General features: G+C 53.5%; 13 protein-coding genes, 1 tRNA gene and 1 other RNA gene. 9 read left to right on the forward strand and 6 right to left on the reverse strand.

Annotation, left to right across the window (positions count from 1 at the left end):
* The first annotated feature begins 8 nt into the window (after positions 1–8).
* Positions 9–2,405, forward strand: a complete 2,397-nt coding sequence (locus DV520_RS05880; RefSeq protein ID WP_117142114.1) for an AAA family ATPase — start codon at positions 9–11, stop codon at positions 2,403–2,405.
* Complete coding sequence (mcrC, locus tag DV520_RS05885) at positions 2,402–3,460, forward strand: 5-methylcytosine-specific restriction endonuclease system specificity protein McrC (protein WP_117142115.1); 1,059 nt, start codon at positions 2,402–2,404, stop codon at positions 3,458–3,460. Before DV520_RS05880 ends, mcrC begins: the two co-directional genes overlap by 4 nt.
* A 248-nt stretch (positions 3,461–3,708) precedes the next feature.
* Here mcrC and DV520_RS05890 read toward each other — a convergent pair.
* Positions 3,709–3,785: transfer RNA gene (locus DV520_RS05890), tRNA-Ala, on the reverse strand.
* Positions 3,786–4,115: 330 nt separating this feature from the next.
* Between DV520_RS05890 and ffs the strand changes: the two genes are divergently transcribed.
* The 4 genes from ffs (at position 4,116) to DV520_RS05910 (ending at position 7,631) form a co-directional block, all read left to right on the forward strand.
* Positions 4,116–4,381: signal recognition particle sRNA large type (ffs, locus tag DV520_RS05895), an RNA gene on the forward strand.
* Between the two features lie 60 nt (positions 4,382–4,441).
* Positions 4,442–6,253, forward strand: coding sequence for a DNA polymerase III subunit gamma/tau (gene dnaX / locus DV520_RS05900; RefSeq protein WP_117142158.1), 1,812 nt, complete (start codon positions 4,442–4,444; stop codon positions 6,251–6,253).
* A gap of 25 nt (positions 6,254–6,278) precedes the next feature.
* Positions 6,279–6,650 (forward strand): YbaB/EbfC family nucleoid-associated protein, encoded by a 372-nt coding sequence (locus tag DV520_RS05905; RefSeq protein ID WP_021919174.1) that lies wholly within the window; start codon positions 6,279–6,281, stop codon positions 6,648–6,650.
* A 24-nt stretch (positions 6,651–6,674) separates the two neighbouring features.
* On the forward strand, positions 6,675–7,631 hold the full coding sequence (locus tag DV520_RS05910) for a 2-hydroxyacid dehydrogenase (RefSeq protein WP_117142117.1): 957 nt from the start codon (positions 6,675–6,677) through the stop codon (positions 7,629–7,631).
* 71 nt (positions 7,632–7,702) lie between these two features.
* Here the strand turns inward: DV520_RS05910 and DV520_RS05915 are convergent, their stop codons facing one another.
* The 3 genes from DV520_RS05915 to spoVAD all read right to left on the reverse strand — a co-directional run bounded on the left by DV520_RS05915 (position 7,703) and on the right by spoVAD (position 9,771).
* The gene (locus DV520_RS05915; RefSeq protein ID WP_021919176.1) at positions 7,703–8,284 is read right to left on the reverse strand and encodes a uracil-DNA glycosylase; all 582 of its coding nucleotides are present in this window, start codon (positions 8,282–8,284) and stop codon (positions 7,703–7,705) included.
* A 93-nt stretch (positions 8,285–8,377) separates the two neighbouring features.
* Complete coding sequence (spoVAE, locus tag DV520_RS05920; protein WP_021919177.1) at positions 8,378–8,746, reverse strand: stage V sporulation protein AE; 369 nt, start codon at positions 8,744–8,746, stop codon at positions 8,378–8,380.
* Positions 8,743–9,771: a stage V sporulation protein AD gene (gene spoVAD / locus DV520_RS05925; RefSeq protein ID WP_021919178.1), complete on the reverse strand. Its 1,029-nt coding sequence runs from the start codon at positions 9,769–9,771 to the stop codon at positions 8,743–8,745. Before spoVAD ends, spoVAE begins: the two co-directional genes overlap by 4 nt.
* A 190-nt stretch (positions 9,772–9,961) precedes the next feature.
* On the opposite strand from spoVAD, the gene DV520_RS05930 reads away from it, so the two are divergent.
* Positions 9,962–10,417 (forward strand): protein-export chaperone SecB, encoded by a 456-nt coding sequence (locus DV520_RS05930; RefSeq protein WP_021919179.1) that lies wholly within the window; start codon positions 9,962–9,964, stop codon positions 10,415–10,417.
* Positions 10,414–12,027, forward strand: a complete 1,614-nt coding sequence (locus DV520_RS05935) for a class I adenylate-forming enzyme family protein (RefSeq protein ID WP_117142118.1) — start codon at positions 10,414–10,416, stop codon at positions 12,025–12,027. The genes DV520_RS05930 and DV520_RS05935 overlap by 4 nt, the downstream gene beginning before the upstream one ends.
* 49 nt (positions 12,028–12,076) lie before the next feature.
* Here DV520_RS05935 and DV520_RS05940 read toward each other — a convergent pair whose 3' ends face one another.
* Positions 12,077–12,328: a hypothetical protein gene (locus tag DV520_RS05940; protein ID WP_117142119.1), complete on the reverse strand. Its 252-nt coding sequence runs from the start codon at positions 12,326–12,328 to the stop codon at positions 12,077–12,079.
* Between the two features lie 147 nt (positions 12,329–12,475).
* On the opposite strand from DV520_RS05940, the gene DV520_RS05945 reads away from it, so the two are divergent.
* Positions 12,476–13,759: a glycosyl hydrolase family 18 protein gene (locus DV520_RS05945; RefSeq protein WP_117142120.1), complete on the forward strand. Its 1,284-nt coding sequence runs from the start codon at positions 12,476–12,478 to the stop codon at positions 13,757–13,759.
* Between the two features lie 55 nt (positions 13,760–13,814).
* Here DV520_RS05945 and DV520_RS05950 read toward each other — a convergent pair whose 3' ends face one another.
* Positions 13,815–14,690 carry a LysR family transcriptional regulator gene (locus DV520_RS05950; RefSeq protein ID WP_021919183.1) on the reverse strand — a complete coding sequence of 292 codons (876 nt, stop codon included), beginning with the start codon at positions 14,688–14,690 and terminating at the stop codon, positions 13,815–13,817.
* Positions 14,691–14,775 lie beyond the last annotated feature (85 nt).

Consider the following 14,775-nt stretch of genomic DNA (forward strand, 5'->3'; position numbering starts at 1 on the left):
GTGATTGTATGTTTGAGCAGTTCCGTTTGACAGAGGTACTGGTACAGTACAAACAGAATTTCGTTTCAAAGTTGTGGGGCGAAGAAAAATATAAATGGGAAGCCGTGAAGTGGTTCCAGGATAATTGGGATGTGAATGCTCCTGACTTTGCAGAAATGTTAAACCGCTCCCTGGACAAGACCTATAATCTGCTGGCGTCTGCTAACAATTTCCCGAAAGGCATGATTGTTGGCTTTGCTAAATCTGCGCCTGAAGAAGTGCGCGCCATGTTTTTATCGCTGTATGATGAAAGCAAAGATGTGTACGAACGAATCAATGCGTTCAAAATGCAGTCGACTGTTCTGCTGGAGAAGTATGGAAACGGAGCTGCACAGCACTATCAGTACGAAAATGCCATCAGCACATACCTTTGGCTTCGTTTTCCAGACAAATACTACATCTATAAATTCGGCGAAGTAAAAACAGTCGCCAGCGAATTGGAATCGGACTATCGATTTAAGAAAGGTGCTTATGCCGACAATATTCGGAATTTTCTGAAGCTGTATGATGAGATCAGCGTGGCGCTGAAAGAAGATACGGAATTGGTGAACCTGTTCCAATCTCAGCTTACGGACACCTGCTATCCTGATCCGCAACTGAAAACGCTGACGATCGATGTCGGTTTTTACATTAGCAGATATTATTCTCAGAAAGAGGCTTCCGCTGCTGCGACTACAGAATGGTATGGTTCAGATTATGACCCAGGTCTTTCTGTTGATGACTGGTTGAAACTTCTGAAGGATGAAGCTGTCTTTACCACCGGTGCCCTTGAAATTATGAAACGTATGAAGGATTACGGTGGGGTGGCTTCCTGCACACAGCTTGCCGTGAAATATGGAGAGACAAAGAACTTCTATAATTCAGGTTCTGTTGCATTGGCAAGGCGGGTATGCGATTCCACCGGCATCACCCCGAATGCCAGAGAGGACGGTTCTATACAGTGGTGGACAATCCTATACACAGGCCGTGACGCAGGAAAGGATGAGGATGGAAGTTTTATTTGGAAGTTAAGAGACGAGCTTTCAGCAGCCCTTGATAAAGTAGATCTAAGTAGCATCGAATTGTATGTTGCAGCGGCTCCCGGAGAGCAGGATCACGGCTATTGGTGGCTGAATGCCAATCCAAAGATCTGGAGCTTTTCCGACATTGCGGTTGGCGAGGTTCAGGCATACACACTTTATAATGAGAACGGAAATAAGCGTCGTATCTTCCAGAACTTCCTTGATGCGAAGGCTGGGGATATGATCATCGGATATGAATCGAATCCGGTGAAGCAGATCGTCGCCATCGGTCGCGTCAGCGCAGAGCAGGACGGCGAGAAGCTGTTCTTTGAAAAGGTCGAAGGCCTGACTTCACCGATTGATTATGCGACCTTGAGAGGATGCCCGGAACTGGAGCGTATGGAGTATTTTCAGAATCCGCAAGGTAGCCTGTTCAAGCTCACCAGAGGCGAATTTGACTTCATCTTCGATTTGATTCGTGAGGAAAATCCGGCAGCGCAGGAAGCCTCCATTGATGCTTACACAAAGAGCGATTTCCTCGATGAAGTGTACATGACCGAAAAACGCTACGAGAACCTTGTGGCTGTTCTCCGCAATAAGAAGAACATCATTCTGCAGGGTGCTCCCGGTGTTGGTAAGACTTTCGCCGCAAAACGTCTGGCGTGGTCCATGATGGGCGAAAAAGATGATAGCCGCATCGAGTTCGTACAGTTCCACCAGAACTATTCCTACGAAGACTTCATGATGGGCTATAAGCCGGTCGAGGACGGCTTTGAGTTGAAGTACGGTATTTTCTATCGTTTCTGCCAGAGGGCTGCCAACCAGCCGGACAAGGAGTTCTTCTTTATCATTGACGAAATCAACCGTGGCAACATGAGTAAAATCTTCGGTGAGTTGCTGATGCTGATCGAAAAGGACTACAGAGGCACAAAAGCGACTCTGGCCTATAATGGTCTCTCGTTCTCAGTGCCGAAGAATCTTTATATCATCGGCATGATGAACACGGCAGACCGTAGCCTTGCTATGATCGACTACGCGCTTCGTCGTCGTTTCAGCTTCTTTGAGGTGGAACCGGGCTTCGATTCCGAGGGATTCATTCATTATCAGAACGGTCTGAACAACGAGACGCTGAATGAACTTATTAACAAGGTGAAGGACCTGAACCGTGAGATCACTCTTGACAAGTCGTTGGGTAAGGGCTTCTGCATCGGCCACAGCTATTTCTGCGGCAGGGATGTATGCACCGAGGAATGGCTGCACTCCATCGTTGACTATGACATTCTTCCGATGCTCAGCGAATACTGGTTCGACGACGCCAATAAACTCCAGCGTTGGGAGAACATTCTGCAAGGTGTGTTTCAATGATTAAAGATAAGAGCATCTTCATAAAAAATATATACTATATGCTTTCGTATGCCTTCACGACACTGAATCAAGGCGGCTATGAGGATATTGCCACTGAAGAGTTTGAGAACATGCACAACCTTTTTGCCGCAATTCTGGCGAAGGGCATCAGCAGACAGTTGAAACAGGGTCTGTATCGGGAGTACCTGAACAGGAAAGAGGATGTTGCTGATGTTCGTGGCAAAATCGATATACCGGGAACCATACAGAATCGCCTCGCCAGGAAACGGGTACTGACCTGCGAGTATGACGAGCTTTCCGAAAACAACCTTCTAAATCAGATACTCAAAACGACTGTTATGCTTCTACTCCGGCACACGCGGGTAGATCAAGAATACAAGAGTGATTTAAAGAAGGAAATGTTGTTCTTCTCGAATGTTGACACAATCGATCCAACCACGATCCGCTGGTCGGCTATTCGGTTCCAGAGGAACAACAATACCTACCGTATGCTCATCAGTCTGTGCCAGCTCATTTTGGAAGGAATGCTTCTGACGACTGACTCTGGAGAATACAAGCTGGCTTCCTTCGTAGATGAACAGCGCATGAACCGCCTGTACGAGAAGTTCATCCTCGAATACTATGCTAAAGAATGTCCGCAGGTGACAACAACGGCCTCACAAATCCCATGGGCTTTGGATGATGGTATTGGGACGATGCTGCCAGTGATGCAGAGCGACATCATGCTGACCAAGGATGATACGGTTCTCATCATTGACGCCAAATACTATACGCATACGACGCAGACGCAGTACGATGTCCACACACTGCACTCTGGCAATCTGTATCAGATTTTCACTTACGTCAAGAACAAGGATACAGGGTTTGGTGATAAACCGCATACGGTTTCTGGTATGCTCCTTTATGCCGCAACGGATGAGGCTATTCAGCCGGACAACAGCTACCAGATGAGTGGCAACAAGATTAGCGTCCGAACGCTTGACTTGAATCAAGAATTCTCCGAAATTGCTACTCAGTTAAATACGATTGTGGACGAACATTTTTCTGCCAGTTAAAGCTCTATTGGAATTCCTTTTAATCTGCAAAGATGAAACGATAGCCCACAAATTAAACGATACCCATAAATCAAACGCTGGCCGCTACTGCTCGGCGCCTTTGCAGACTGGGTAGGCAACAGGCTATCGCTTTATCTGATGGAGGCTGGGACTGATAAAAGCCAGAAACCCCTTGAAATCAGGGCTTTTGGGCAAAAAGAAAGCACCGCAACCTTGATACCCATTGTATCAAAATTGCGGTGCTTCTTTGGTGGACCCGAAGGGGATCGAACCCTCGACCTTACGGATGCGAACCGTACGCTCTCCCAGACTGAGCTACGGGCCCAAATCAACAGTTCCAAAAACAGAACAGGAAAACAAAGCAATATGAAATTATAGGTGTGGCAGAAAACCGAACCCTTTGCGCTCCCAACCGCGCTACAGGCCCAAATGCTTTAAGCAAGACTATATTATATCAGGAGAATTTAAAAAGTAAAGTCTTTTTTGAAGAAAAAACCGGAAAAATTTTAGAGGCGGGGAGAGAAATAGAGAAGCCCTGTGTGAAAAACAGAAAAAGAAGTGAAAGATTTTTGAGAGAGCTTCTTGATTCTTTTGGGAAAATGATGTACAATACAAGCCAACAGTCTGCCAGATACCGTATCGGTGTCGGGCATGGCCGCACTAGTCGGGGAGATAGCGGTGCCCTGTACCTGCAATCCGCTGTAGCAGGGATGAATCCCGGACCCCCGGAGGCCTCTTGTTTCGTTAGTTGCCGGTAAGCGGTGATGATAAATCGGTCCTGCGCAACGCAGCACTGTGAACCGTGTCAGGCGGGGAACCGAGCAGCACTAAGCAGAACGCCGCGTGTGCCGCGGGTTTGCCGGTTTTGAGCTGGCTGCCGGTGAGACAGGAATGAGAGGTCCTTCAAAGGCCGGTGTGCGGTCCTGCCGGATCCCGAATGTGTCTGGCGGACTGATTTTTGTGGGCAGAGGAGGAGAGCGGGTGTATCAGGCGCTTTATCGCAAGTGGCGCCCCCGCACCTTTGACGAGGTGGTGGGGCAGCCCCATATCACAGAGACGCTGAAACGGCAAGTGGCGACGGGACGTTTATCCCATGCCTACCTCTTTACGGGAACCCGGGGGACTGGAAAGACCACCTGTGCCAAGATCTTGGCTCGGGCGGTGAACTGTGAGCATCCTGTGGACGGCAATCCCTGCAATGCCTGCCCCGCCTGTCTGGGAATTGAGAACGGTTCTATCCTGGACGTTTTAGAATTGGACGCCGCCTCCAACAACGGGGTCGATCAGATTCGCGCGCTGCGGGACGAGGCGGCCTATACGCCGGCGGCGGTGCGTAAGCGGGTCTATATTGTGGATGAGGTTCACATGCTGTCCACAGCGGCATTCAATGCGCTGCTGAAGATTCTGGAGGAGCCTCCGGCCCATTTGATGTTTATTTTGGCCACGACCGAACTGCATAAGGTGCCCGCCACCATCAAATCCCGGTGTCAGCAATTTGCCTTTAAGCGGATCTCTCCTAAGGCGTTGGCAGGGCGACTGGATTATGTTGCCCGCCAGGAGGGAATTCCGTTGTCAACACCTGCCGCGGAGCTTCTGGCCCGTCTGGCCGATGGTGGGCTGCGGGATGGATTGTCTTTGCTGGATCAGTGCAGCGGGGCAGAGGGAGAGCTCAACGAAACCGTTGTTTTGGACGTTTTGGGATTGGCGGGAAATCGTCGAACCGCCGAACTTTTGGACTGTGTGGCCCGGGAGGACACCGCCGGCGCGTTGGAGGCGCTGGATGGCCTTTATCGGGATGGTAAGGACATGGGGGCGTTGCTGGGAGAGCTTGCGGCATTGGTCCGGGATCTTCTGATTCGGAAAACCGCGCCGGAGGGCGGCCAGGGACTTCTGACAGGAGGGTATGAGGAGCGCACCATCCGACAGCTGCTCCAGCGGTTTACCTCCGGGGAGCTGGTGCAGATCATGACTCTTTTGCAGAGAGCACAGGCAGAACTGTACCGTAGCAGCAGCCGGCGCTTCGACGTTGAGCTCTGCCTAATTCGGCTTTGCGACCGCCGTTTGTCTGAGACCGAGGAGGGGATTTTGTCCCGCCTCAGCCGTTTAGAGGAACAGCTGTCTCAGGGAAGCATCCCGATACAGCAGGAGAAAATCGTCTCGCCGCCAGAGGAGAACGCTTCTTCAAAGGAACCAATTCCTGCGGAGGAGACACCGCCGTGGGTGCCGGTGTCTCCCCAGGAGGAAGAGGAGACGTTTGTCTTTTCGGAGGAGGATGTGCCCCCTTGGGAGGACGCTGGATTTTCCTCTGGCCCATTCGATGTGCCGGCTCTGTCTCCCGACGTAAAGATGGACAGAGAGAAAAAAATGCTGACGGCGAATGATGAACAGCGGGGGAGGCATCCATCGGAAGAGGTGCCTTCAGGACAGTGGCCGGCCTTTTTGGCTACCCTGCGGGATTTGCCGCCTATGGTGCATTCCTTTTTGCACAAGCCAGAGTCTGTAACGGGAACCTTTGAGGAGAGGACCCTTACGCTGTGGGTGGATTCAGAACTGACGAAAGGATTCCTCAGCAGGGGAGATACCCCTTCCCTCCTGGAACGTGCGGCAGAGGCCTATCTGGGGCAGCCCCGGCGGGTGGTTTTCAAAGTGGGAAAACCGGAACCGGCGGAACGGCGGAATCCCTCTGCCTCTCAAGCATTGTCCCATGCGGAAGTCCAGACTCCGCCGGAAGGGGATAAATTTGATGATCTGCTGGCCTTAGGCCGGCAATTTGGAAATTTTACCGTGAAATAAACTGGATTAAAGGAGCGAGAACACGATGGCAAAAGGTTATGGACGTCCCCCAATGGGCCGGAAAGGCGGCAAAGGAATGGGCATGGGAATGCCCGGCCTGAACATGGATATGATTAAGCAGGCCCAAAAAATGCAGGCAGATATGGAGCGAACCCAGGCGGAGCTCCAGGAGAAGGAATACACCGCCACGGCGGGCGGCGGCGTGGTCTCCGCCACAGTGGATGGCAAGCATACGCTGAAGGCATTGACCATCGACCCCGAGGCAGTGGACCCGGAGGATGTGGAAATGCTCCAGGATATGGTGATTGCTGCGGTCAATGAAGCGGTTCGGGCGGCCATGGAGGACATGAGCTCCAGCATGGGAAAAATTACCGGCGGAATGAATTTGCCCTTCTGAGCGGGAGAAGAGGAGGAAGGTTCCATGAAGATTACATTGCTGGAGCCCCTTGGCATTCCAGAAGAAGTGTTGGCACGGTATCAGTCCTGCCTGGAAAAGAGGGGACACCAGTTCACCGCCTATGGAGAGAAGACCACTGACCCGGCTGAGCTCATCCGCCGCACCGGGGAGAGTGAGATTGTCATTCTTGCCAATAACCCCTATCCTGCGGAAGTGGTGGAGGCTGCGCCAAACCTTAAAATGCTGGATGTGGCATTCACAGGGATTGACCATGTGGCCCTGGATGCCTGCAAGCGAAAGGGCGTAATGCTCTGCAATGCCGCTGGATATTCAACGCAGTGTGTGGCGGAGCTTGCCATTGGCTTGACCATCGCCTGCCTGCGGAACATGCCGGACTGTGAAACGGCTGTCCGAACCGGCGGCGTAGGCGGGGCGCTCCGTGGCCGCGAAATTGGAGGGTGTACTGTGGGCATTGTGGGAACCGGCGCCATTGGAACCATGACAGCCCGGTTGTTCCAGGCTTTTGGTGCCAAGGTTATTGCCTATTCCCGCACGGTTCGTCCCGAGGTAGAGGAGATGGGGATTTCCTATGTCTCCTTGGAAACACTGATGGCGCAGAGTGACATTGTGTCCCTGCATTTGCCCAGCAATCCTCAGACCAAGGGGATGATCTCAAGGGCCATGCTGCAAAAGATGAAACCCACGGCCATTCTCATCAATGTGGCCCGAGGCGCTGTTGTGGACAATACCGCTTTGGCGGAAGCACTGAACCAGGAAAAGATTGCTGGGGCTGGTATTGATGTATTTGATATGGAACCGCCCCTTCCGGAAACGTATCCTCTTTTGAGGGCAAAACACACCGTTCTAACCCCTCATGTGGCCTTTGCCACAGAGGAAAGTATGCTTCGGCGTGCGGAGATTGTGTTCCGGAATGTGGAGGCCTACCTGGACGGGTGTCCTGAAAATGTGTGCCCCCTTTGATGGAAGAAGAGAAGAAGAAACTCCCTTTGTACTCTGAGAAACGGAGACAAAGGGAGTTTTTATATGCTGCATTATTCCGGGCGAGGGGAGAAACTATCCGGGCAGAGTTCTCGTACTTTGGCTTGAATGCCTTTTAGGTCTACAAAAGTATCCGGACCTTTCAGGGGGTCCCGCAGGACCGCAGAGGGGTGATAAATGGCAGTCATTTGCACGCCGGCCCGGTCGAACCATTGCCCATGCTGCTTGGTAATACGAAATCCCTTGTCAATGATCCGCATGGCGGCGATTCGGCCCAAACAAACGATGATTTTGGGGCGGATCAAGGCCGTTTGGGCGCGGAGATAACCAATACAGGCGTCCTGCTCTGTGTTCAAGGGGTCCCGATTGCGGGGCGGGCGGCATTTGACGATGTTGGCGATGTAGACCTTGGAGCGGTCCAGGTCAATCAGGGACAACATCAAATCCAGAAGTTTTCCGGCGGGGCCTACGAAGGGCTCCCCCTGCAAATCTTCCTGCTCACCGGGACCTTCTCCAATGAATAAAATGTCTGCCTGCCGGTTTCCCACGCCGAAGACAACGTTGGTGCGGGTCTCTGACAGGGGGCAGTTTTGACATTGCCGGCATCGAGCCTCTAATTCTTCCCAGGTGACCATAAGGCGCCTCCTCGTCCGTGCTTGGCGAAACATGAAGTTTCCCGTCGATGTTGCAAACATTATACCAGCCGGAGGGAGAAAAGGCAACGGGGATCAGGTTTTTGGCTTCGACTTAAAGAGGACAGCGGCAAGGTAGCCGAAGAAGACAGCAGCGGTGATCCCCCCTGCGGCAGCGGTCACGCCGCCCAATAAGGTCCCCAGGAAACCGCTTTCTGCGACTGCCTTGGACACCCCGCGGGCCAGGTTATATCCAAAGCCTGTGAGAGGGACCGTAGCACCTGCACCGCAAAGCTCTACCAGATGTCCGTACAGTCCTGTGGCGCCCAGGATGACACCCACCACCACGTAAAGAACGAGAATTCGTGCCGGGGTGAGCTTGGTTTTGTCAATCAAGATCTGTCCGATGAGACAGAGAATGCCGCCGCAGAGGAAGGCGGCCAAATAGGTGCTGGCGTCACTCATGACGCACCTCCTTTCTCCGTGGTGATGGCCACGGCATGACAGATTCCAGGGATGCTCTCCCCCTGCATGGTCGCGGTGGGAGAGTGGAGGGCGCCTGTCCCGCAGAAGAGCAGGTTGCGGTAGGTTCCCCGCCGCATTTCTCGGAGAAGGTGCCCTGTAAGCACTACGGCACTGCATCCGCAGCCGGACCCACCGGCATGGACATCCTGGGTGGTGGGATCGAAGAGAAGGACACCGCAGTCGTCATAGCGGCCTCTCAGGTCAATGCCATCCCGTTGGAAAAAGTCTGTGACAATTTCCTTTCCCAGGCTGCCCAAGTCGCCGGTGACGATGAGGTCATAAAAGTCGGGGGAGCGTCCGGTTTCCTCAAAATGGGCGTGGAGTGTGGCGTAGGCGGCGGGGGCCATGGCGGCCCCCATGTTGTTGGCGTCGGTAATCCCCTTGTCCACAACTTTGCCTGTGGTGACATGGGTAATAAAGGGACCGGTTCCTTTGCGGGACAGAATGACCGCGCCGGACCCTGTGGTGGTCCATTGTGCAGTGGGCGGCTTTTGCCCACCGTACTCCAGGGGGTTGCGGTACTGGCGCTCCGCCGAGCAAAAATGGGAGGAGGTCAGAGCCGCTGCGTAGGAAGCAAAGCCGCCGTCCACCAGCATGGCCGCCAGAGACATCCCTTCCGCCATGGTGGAGCAGGCGCCGTATAGGCCGAAAAAAGGGGCGTTCTGTGCCCGGAGGGAGTAGGAGGTGGCAATGCACTGATTCAGCAGGTCTCCGGCAAAGACATAGTCCAATTGATCGGATGAAATCCCCGCTTTGTCCAGGGCATAGGAAAGGGCCTGCTTCTGCATTGCCGTCTCTGCTTTCTCCCAGCTTTTTTCAGCGAAGCTGTCATCCTGGCTGGCGAAGTCAAAGCAGCGGCCCAGGGGACCTTGTCCCTCTTTCTTCCCTACGGCACTGCCAAAGCCGGCAATGGAGGGAGGGGAAGTGAGGCGGACGGTCTGCCGCCCAAGTTTTTTCGTGTCCAAAGCATTCTCTCCCTTGATTTGGATTGTGCCTTTATTGTGTGTTTTCCTGGCAGAATTATTCAAGAGAGGCAAAAAGATGTTTGGCTTCTACAACAGCCCGCCGCCAAAAAGAAAGGCCTGGACTTTCCGGCCCTTGCTGTACTATAATAAAGCCATCACCGATTGACAACGGAAGAAAGGATCTGGAGTTATGGCAAACGCAACATTAGTCACACAAAAAGTGCAGGAGATCCACCTGAGCAATAAATTAGAGAAATCGGGCCAAATTCAGCTGGACAGTTCATTTTCCCTCAACGTGAGTTTTTCCTCCGACGGCAGCCGCTGCGTGGGAAAGCTTCAGCAAACCCTCCGGGATAAGGAATTTGTGGGAGGCAAGTTTACCATGACAGTGGAACTGGTGGGTATTTTCAACTGTTCCAATGCGACGACAGACGAGGTGAAGCGCCAAGTGCATGGGGAGGTCTATGACCAGCTTTTTCCGTACATGCAGTCCCAGTGTGCCAGCCTGGCTGCTGCCTCGGGGGTTCCCGGATTGATGCTGCGGAAGGTCCCCATTGATCCGAACAACATTGCCATCAATAAGAAGGGCGGCCCAGACAACGACCGGAATCCCGACGGGGGGCCCAAACTGACGCTGTTGGAATGAAAAAGACCCTTTATCAGGACCTGTGGGAAGGGGCGGCCGGTATGGAGCCGGCAGTTGCCCTGCGGTGCGGGGACCAAAGTCTTACCTTCGCCGCCTTCTTTCTGGAGATTCTTCGGGCGGAAGCAGGGCTGCGGGCGCTTGGCGTGCAGTCAGGGGATTTGGTGACCATTTTATCCCTGAACACCCCTGAGGCGGTGATTGCATTTTATGCCATTGACCGAATCGGCGCGGTGGCCAACTGGGTTGATATGAAGCTGAGCCCAGCCGAAGTAGAGTTCTATCTGACACGGGCAAAGTCTAAGGTCGTTCTGGTTTTAGAACTAATTTTCCAAAAAGTATACGCCAACCGTGGGCATGCGCCGGCGGAACATTTTGTGGTGCTTCCTCTGGCTCCCTATCTCACGCCGGAGCTGGGGCGGAAACTCCGGGTGGGCGTCTGGGAAGGGGAGAAGGGACCGGGATGTGTCTCCTGGAAAGAATTTCTCCAAGATACAGGGGAATCTGTTCCGGAATCTGCCCGCTGGGAGGAGCCGGTGGCCATCACATATACCGGTGGAACAACAGGCCCGGCCAAGGGTGTGATGCTCTCCCGCCGGGCGTTTCGGGCCTCCCTGGAGCAGTATACCCAGGTGGGGACGATGTACGGGAGGGGGGGAGCCACGTTGGTGCTTCTTCCGCTCTTTTCAGCATTCGGCCTGTGCCAGTGTGTTCATGTGCCGCTGTGCCTGGGTATGACGATTATCCTGTACCCCATGTTTCGCCCCGAGCAGTTGGGAGAGATGCTGCGGCGCTATCGTCCGGAACAGGTCAGCGGAACCACCTCCTACTGGCAGCTGCTTCTCCAGGACCCGTGGGCGGACCAAGCCGACCTGTCTTTCCTGCAGGTCCCACGCTGCGGCGGCGATGCCATGACGGCGGCGATGGAGCGACGGATCAATGATTTTTTGGCCCAGAGAGGCTGCCCCGCCCGGCTGATCAAGGAATATGGAATGTCTGAGGTGGCCGGGATTGTCTGTGTCAGCTATGGGGACTGGGAGGCGGGGGATGTAGGACGTCCCCTGCCGGGCTGTCGGATCATAGCAGTGGACCCTGAGACCGGAGCGGCCTGCCCACCGGAGGGGCAGGGGGAGCTGATCATTCAAAGCAATACAGTGATGAATGGATACTACGGCGTGCCGGAGGCGGACGCTGAGGTTCTCCGTCCTGGCCCCGATGGGACCTTATGGGTATGGACCAAGGATTTGGGCCATCAAACCGCCGACGGCAGAATTGTGGTCACGGGGCGAAAAAAGCGCATGATTTCCCGCAATGGCTTTAAGATATTTCCTTCTGTCATTGAGGAGTGCCTTTTGCAGGAGGATCAAGTGGAGGCCTGCGCAGTGGTGGGAGGCAGGAATTCCAGAGGAGAGACCGTTCCTGTGGCCCATATTGTCCCCCAACCAGGGACCGATCAGGAAACCTTGGAGCGGGCACTTCGGCTGCGCGCCAAGCAGGCGCTTAATACGTATCTGATTCCCGGTATGTACTGTTTCTGGTCACGGCTTCCTTATACGGAGCGAGGAAAGCTGGATTATCGAAAGCTGGAAGAAAGCCAGAACACCAAGCCGTAAGAAAAAGCTGCGTTGGTCCCGCACGCATGAAAAAGTGTGGCGTATGGTCTTATGGCTTCGTTTCTATATTGTGCTGGGGAGATTGTGTTCCATCCTCTGCAAGATCGGAAGACAGTGCCTGCCGTTGGGCGGCATTTAAGTTTCGCGTGGCGTCCAGTGCACGCTGGGCGGCCAAGAACCCCAGGGTGGTTCCGAGCTGGGTGATGACGGAAGCTGCCGCCGCCAGTTGTTCTTCGTCGAGACGTTCCGACAGGAGATTGGCAAGAAGGGTGACGATGGCGTTTCTTCCGCTGGCATCCATAGTTTCATCACCTCAGAAATATTGTATGCGGCAGAGCTGACATCTGCCTTTCCTGGAAACACGGGTTCCCGCCGGAACCCGTGTTTTTGCATGAACGCATCTCTGTGGGCATAGGGTAGTGCAGGAAAGCCGGCAGGGAGGGATTCTATGATTTATGTGGTGCAGAGCGGAGATTCTTTGACCAGTATCGCGAAGCGGTATGGGGTCTCTTTGGAACGCCTGCGCAGCGACAACGGCCTTTTGCCGGAACAGCCCCTGGTGCCAGGGCAGGCATTGGTTGTTTTCATTCCGAAGGAGACCTACCAGGTTAGGTCAGGAGACACGATCTATGGCATTGCCCGGCAGGCGGGAATCTCGGCACGGGAGCTGATCCAGAGAAATCCGTCCCTTGCCCAAGGGGCGCCTCTTACGGTGGGGGAGCATCTTACCCTTCGCCCGAAGGAAGAACCGGAGGGTTCTCTGATGGTCAATGGCTATGCCTATCCCCATATAGAACAACGGGTTCTCCGGCAGGCTATGCCATATCTGACGGACCTGTCTCTCTTTTCCTATGGATTTCGGGAGGATGGAGCACTGGTTCCCTTGGCGGACAGCCGCCTGCTTGCGGAGGCCTCCCTGTTTGGGGCAGGGGCAGTTCTGGTTTTGACTTCCATAGATGAGAGCGGGACCTTTTCCTCCCAGCGGGCATCCCATCTGTTTCAAGATCAGAGGCTGCAGGAGGTTGTGCTGGACCAATTGCTCCAAGTGATGCTGGAGAAGGGATACCTCGGGCTGGATGTGGATTTTGAATATGTGGAGGAGAGAGACAAAGAGGCGTTCTTTCACTTTTTGGGTAGGGCCCGGGAGAGGCTTCATCAGGATGGCTTTTTCCTTCACGTCGATCTGGCGCCCAAAACCCACGCCCAGCAGTCTGGACCGCTGTATGCCGCCCATGATTACAGTGTCATCGGTGCCATTGCGGACTCTGTGCTGCTGATGACGTATGAGTGGGGATATGCCTATGGCCCACCGATGGCGGTGGCCCCTCTGCCCCAAGTGGAAGAGGTATTACAGTATGGTGTGACAGAGATTGCTCCGGGAAAGATTCAGCTGGGAATCCCGAACTATGGCTATGATTGGACCCTTCCCTATGAGCCCAGCCGCCGGGCTGCCACCATAGGGAATCAGGAGGCGGTTCGGCTGGCAGGACAGGTGGGGGCAGAAATTCAATTTGATACGGTATCTCAGGCCCCCTATTTCCGATATACACGGGAGGGAATTGCCCATCAGGTCTGGTTCGAGGATGCCCGGAGCATTCAGGCAAAGCTCCAACTGGCGCTGCAATATGGGATTGGCGGTGTGGCTTATTGGAATTTGCTGCGGCCTTTTTCCCAAAACTGGGCGCTGCTGAGCCAGAAAATCCGGATTCTCAATCGGCGTGAAGGTCCGTAAATAGAGAACAGGCGCGCTCTCTGTATTCAGAGAAACACGCCTGTTTGGGGGGAGATCATTCAAATTCCATCAGCATCTGCGCGGAGGGATTGTTGTTGCCCGCCAGACGTACCATGTCATATCGCGTCATATCTCCCATGTTCATTTTGATGCGGACCAGATTGGACTCCTGGGCTTCGGGGACGATGTCTGGAACAATGGCGACACCGTGGCGGGCCCGGACCATCAGCATTTGTGCATTGGTACTGTTGGTTTGGGCGAACCGTTCCGGCACAACACCAAATTCCCGGAGAAGCATTTGGCGGAGCATGTCCATGGAATTTGGCCCGGTATCTTCACAGTTTGTAATGAGACATTCCCCCCGCAGCATGGAAACCGCATCTCCCTGGGGATACTTGGCGGCAATGGCGCGATCAGCGACCAGGTAGTTGTAAGCCTCAAACATGGGTCGGGAGAGAATGTCCTCCTTGGCAAAAGCGTGCTCACAGAGAACGTTGGCCAAAATCACGTCCAATTCCCCGGATTTTAGTTTTTCTGTCAGCGCACCGTAGGGGTATTGAAAAATATCCACTTTAATTTCTGGATGAGCAATTAAGAAACGGGAGAAGAAATCCTCCGTATGTCGGGATTCGTACATGCCGATTCCCACTTTAACGTGGCCGCGATACTGCTCTGCAATGGCGATGAGGCGCTTTTTGGTGTCTTTGTCATAGCGCAGCATAAAATTAACCCGTTCATAAAAAAATTGGCCCGCATCTGTCAGCGAGACGGAATGGGCATTGCGGTTAAACAGACGGACCTGCAGTTTTCCTTCCAGAGAGGCAATATACTGGCTGATGGCGGTTTGGGATACAGAGTGTACTGCGGCAGCTTGCGTGAAACTCAGACACTCGGCCAATGTAACAAAGTATTCGATTTTTTTGTTGAGCATAGCATAGGCTCCTTTTCAGACGCAGTATCGTGTTTTCTCCTTCTGATTGTGCAATAATTATGTGAAAAAGTCAAATCATTCTTTT

The sequence above is a fragment of the Evtepia gabavorous genome (assembly GCF_003425665.1).
In the GTDB taxonomy this organism is placed as follows: Bacteria; Bacillota; Clostridia; order Oscillospirales; family Oscillospiraceae; genus Evtepia; species Evtepia gabavorous.

Coding starts and splice junctions, on each gene's coding strand:
- DV520_RS05930 (WP_021919179.1), top strand. CDS start 9,962: ATGGCAAACGCAACATTAGTCACACAAAAAGTGCAGGAGATCCACCTG.
- mcrC (WP_117142115.1), top strand. CDS start 2,402: ATGATTAAAGATAAGAGCATCTTCATAAAAAATATATACTATATGCTT.
- DV520_RS05880 (WP_117142114.1), top strand. CDS start 9: ATGTTTGAGCAGTTCCGTTTGACAGAGGTACTGGTACAGTACAAACAG.
- DV520_RS05940 (WP_117142119.1), bottom strand. CDS start 12,328: ATGGATGCCAGCGGAAGAAACGCCATCGTCACCCTTCTTGCCAATCTC.
- DV520_RS05905 (WP_021919174.1), top strand. CDS start 6,279: ATGGCAAAAGGTTATGGACGTCCCCCAATGGGCCGGAAAGGCGGCAAA.
- DV520_RS05945 (WP_117142120.1), top strand. CDS start 12,476: ATGATTTATGTGGTGCAGAGCGGAGATTCTTTGACCAGTATCGCGAAG.
- spoVAE (WP_021919177.1), bottom strand. CDS start 8,746: ATGAGTGACGCCAGCACCTATTTGGCCGCCTTCCTCTGCGGCGGCATT.
- DV520_RS05915 (WP_021919176.1), bottom strand. CDS start 8,284: ATGGTCACCTGGGAAGAATTAGAGGCTCGATGCCGGCAATGTCAAAAC.
- DV520_RS05935 (WP_117142118.1), top strand. CDS start 10,414: ATGAAAAAGACCCTTTATCAGGACCTGTGGGAAGGGGCGGCCGGTATG.
- DV520_RS05950 (WP_021919183.1), bottom strand. CDS start 14,690: ATGCTCAACAAAAAAATCGAATACTTTGTTACATTGGCCGAGTGTCTG.
- DV520_RS05910 (WP_117142117.1), top strand. CDS start 6,675: ATGAAGATTACATTGCTGGAGCCCCTTGGCATTCCAGAAGAAGTGTTG.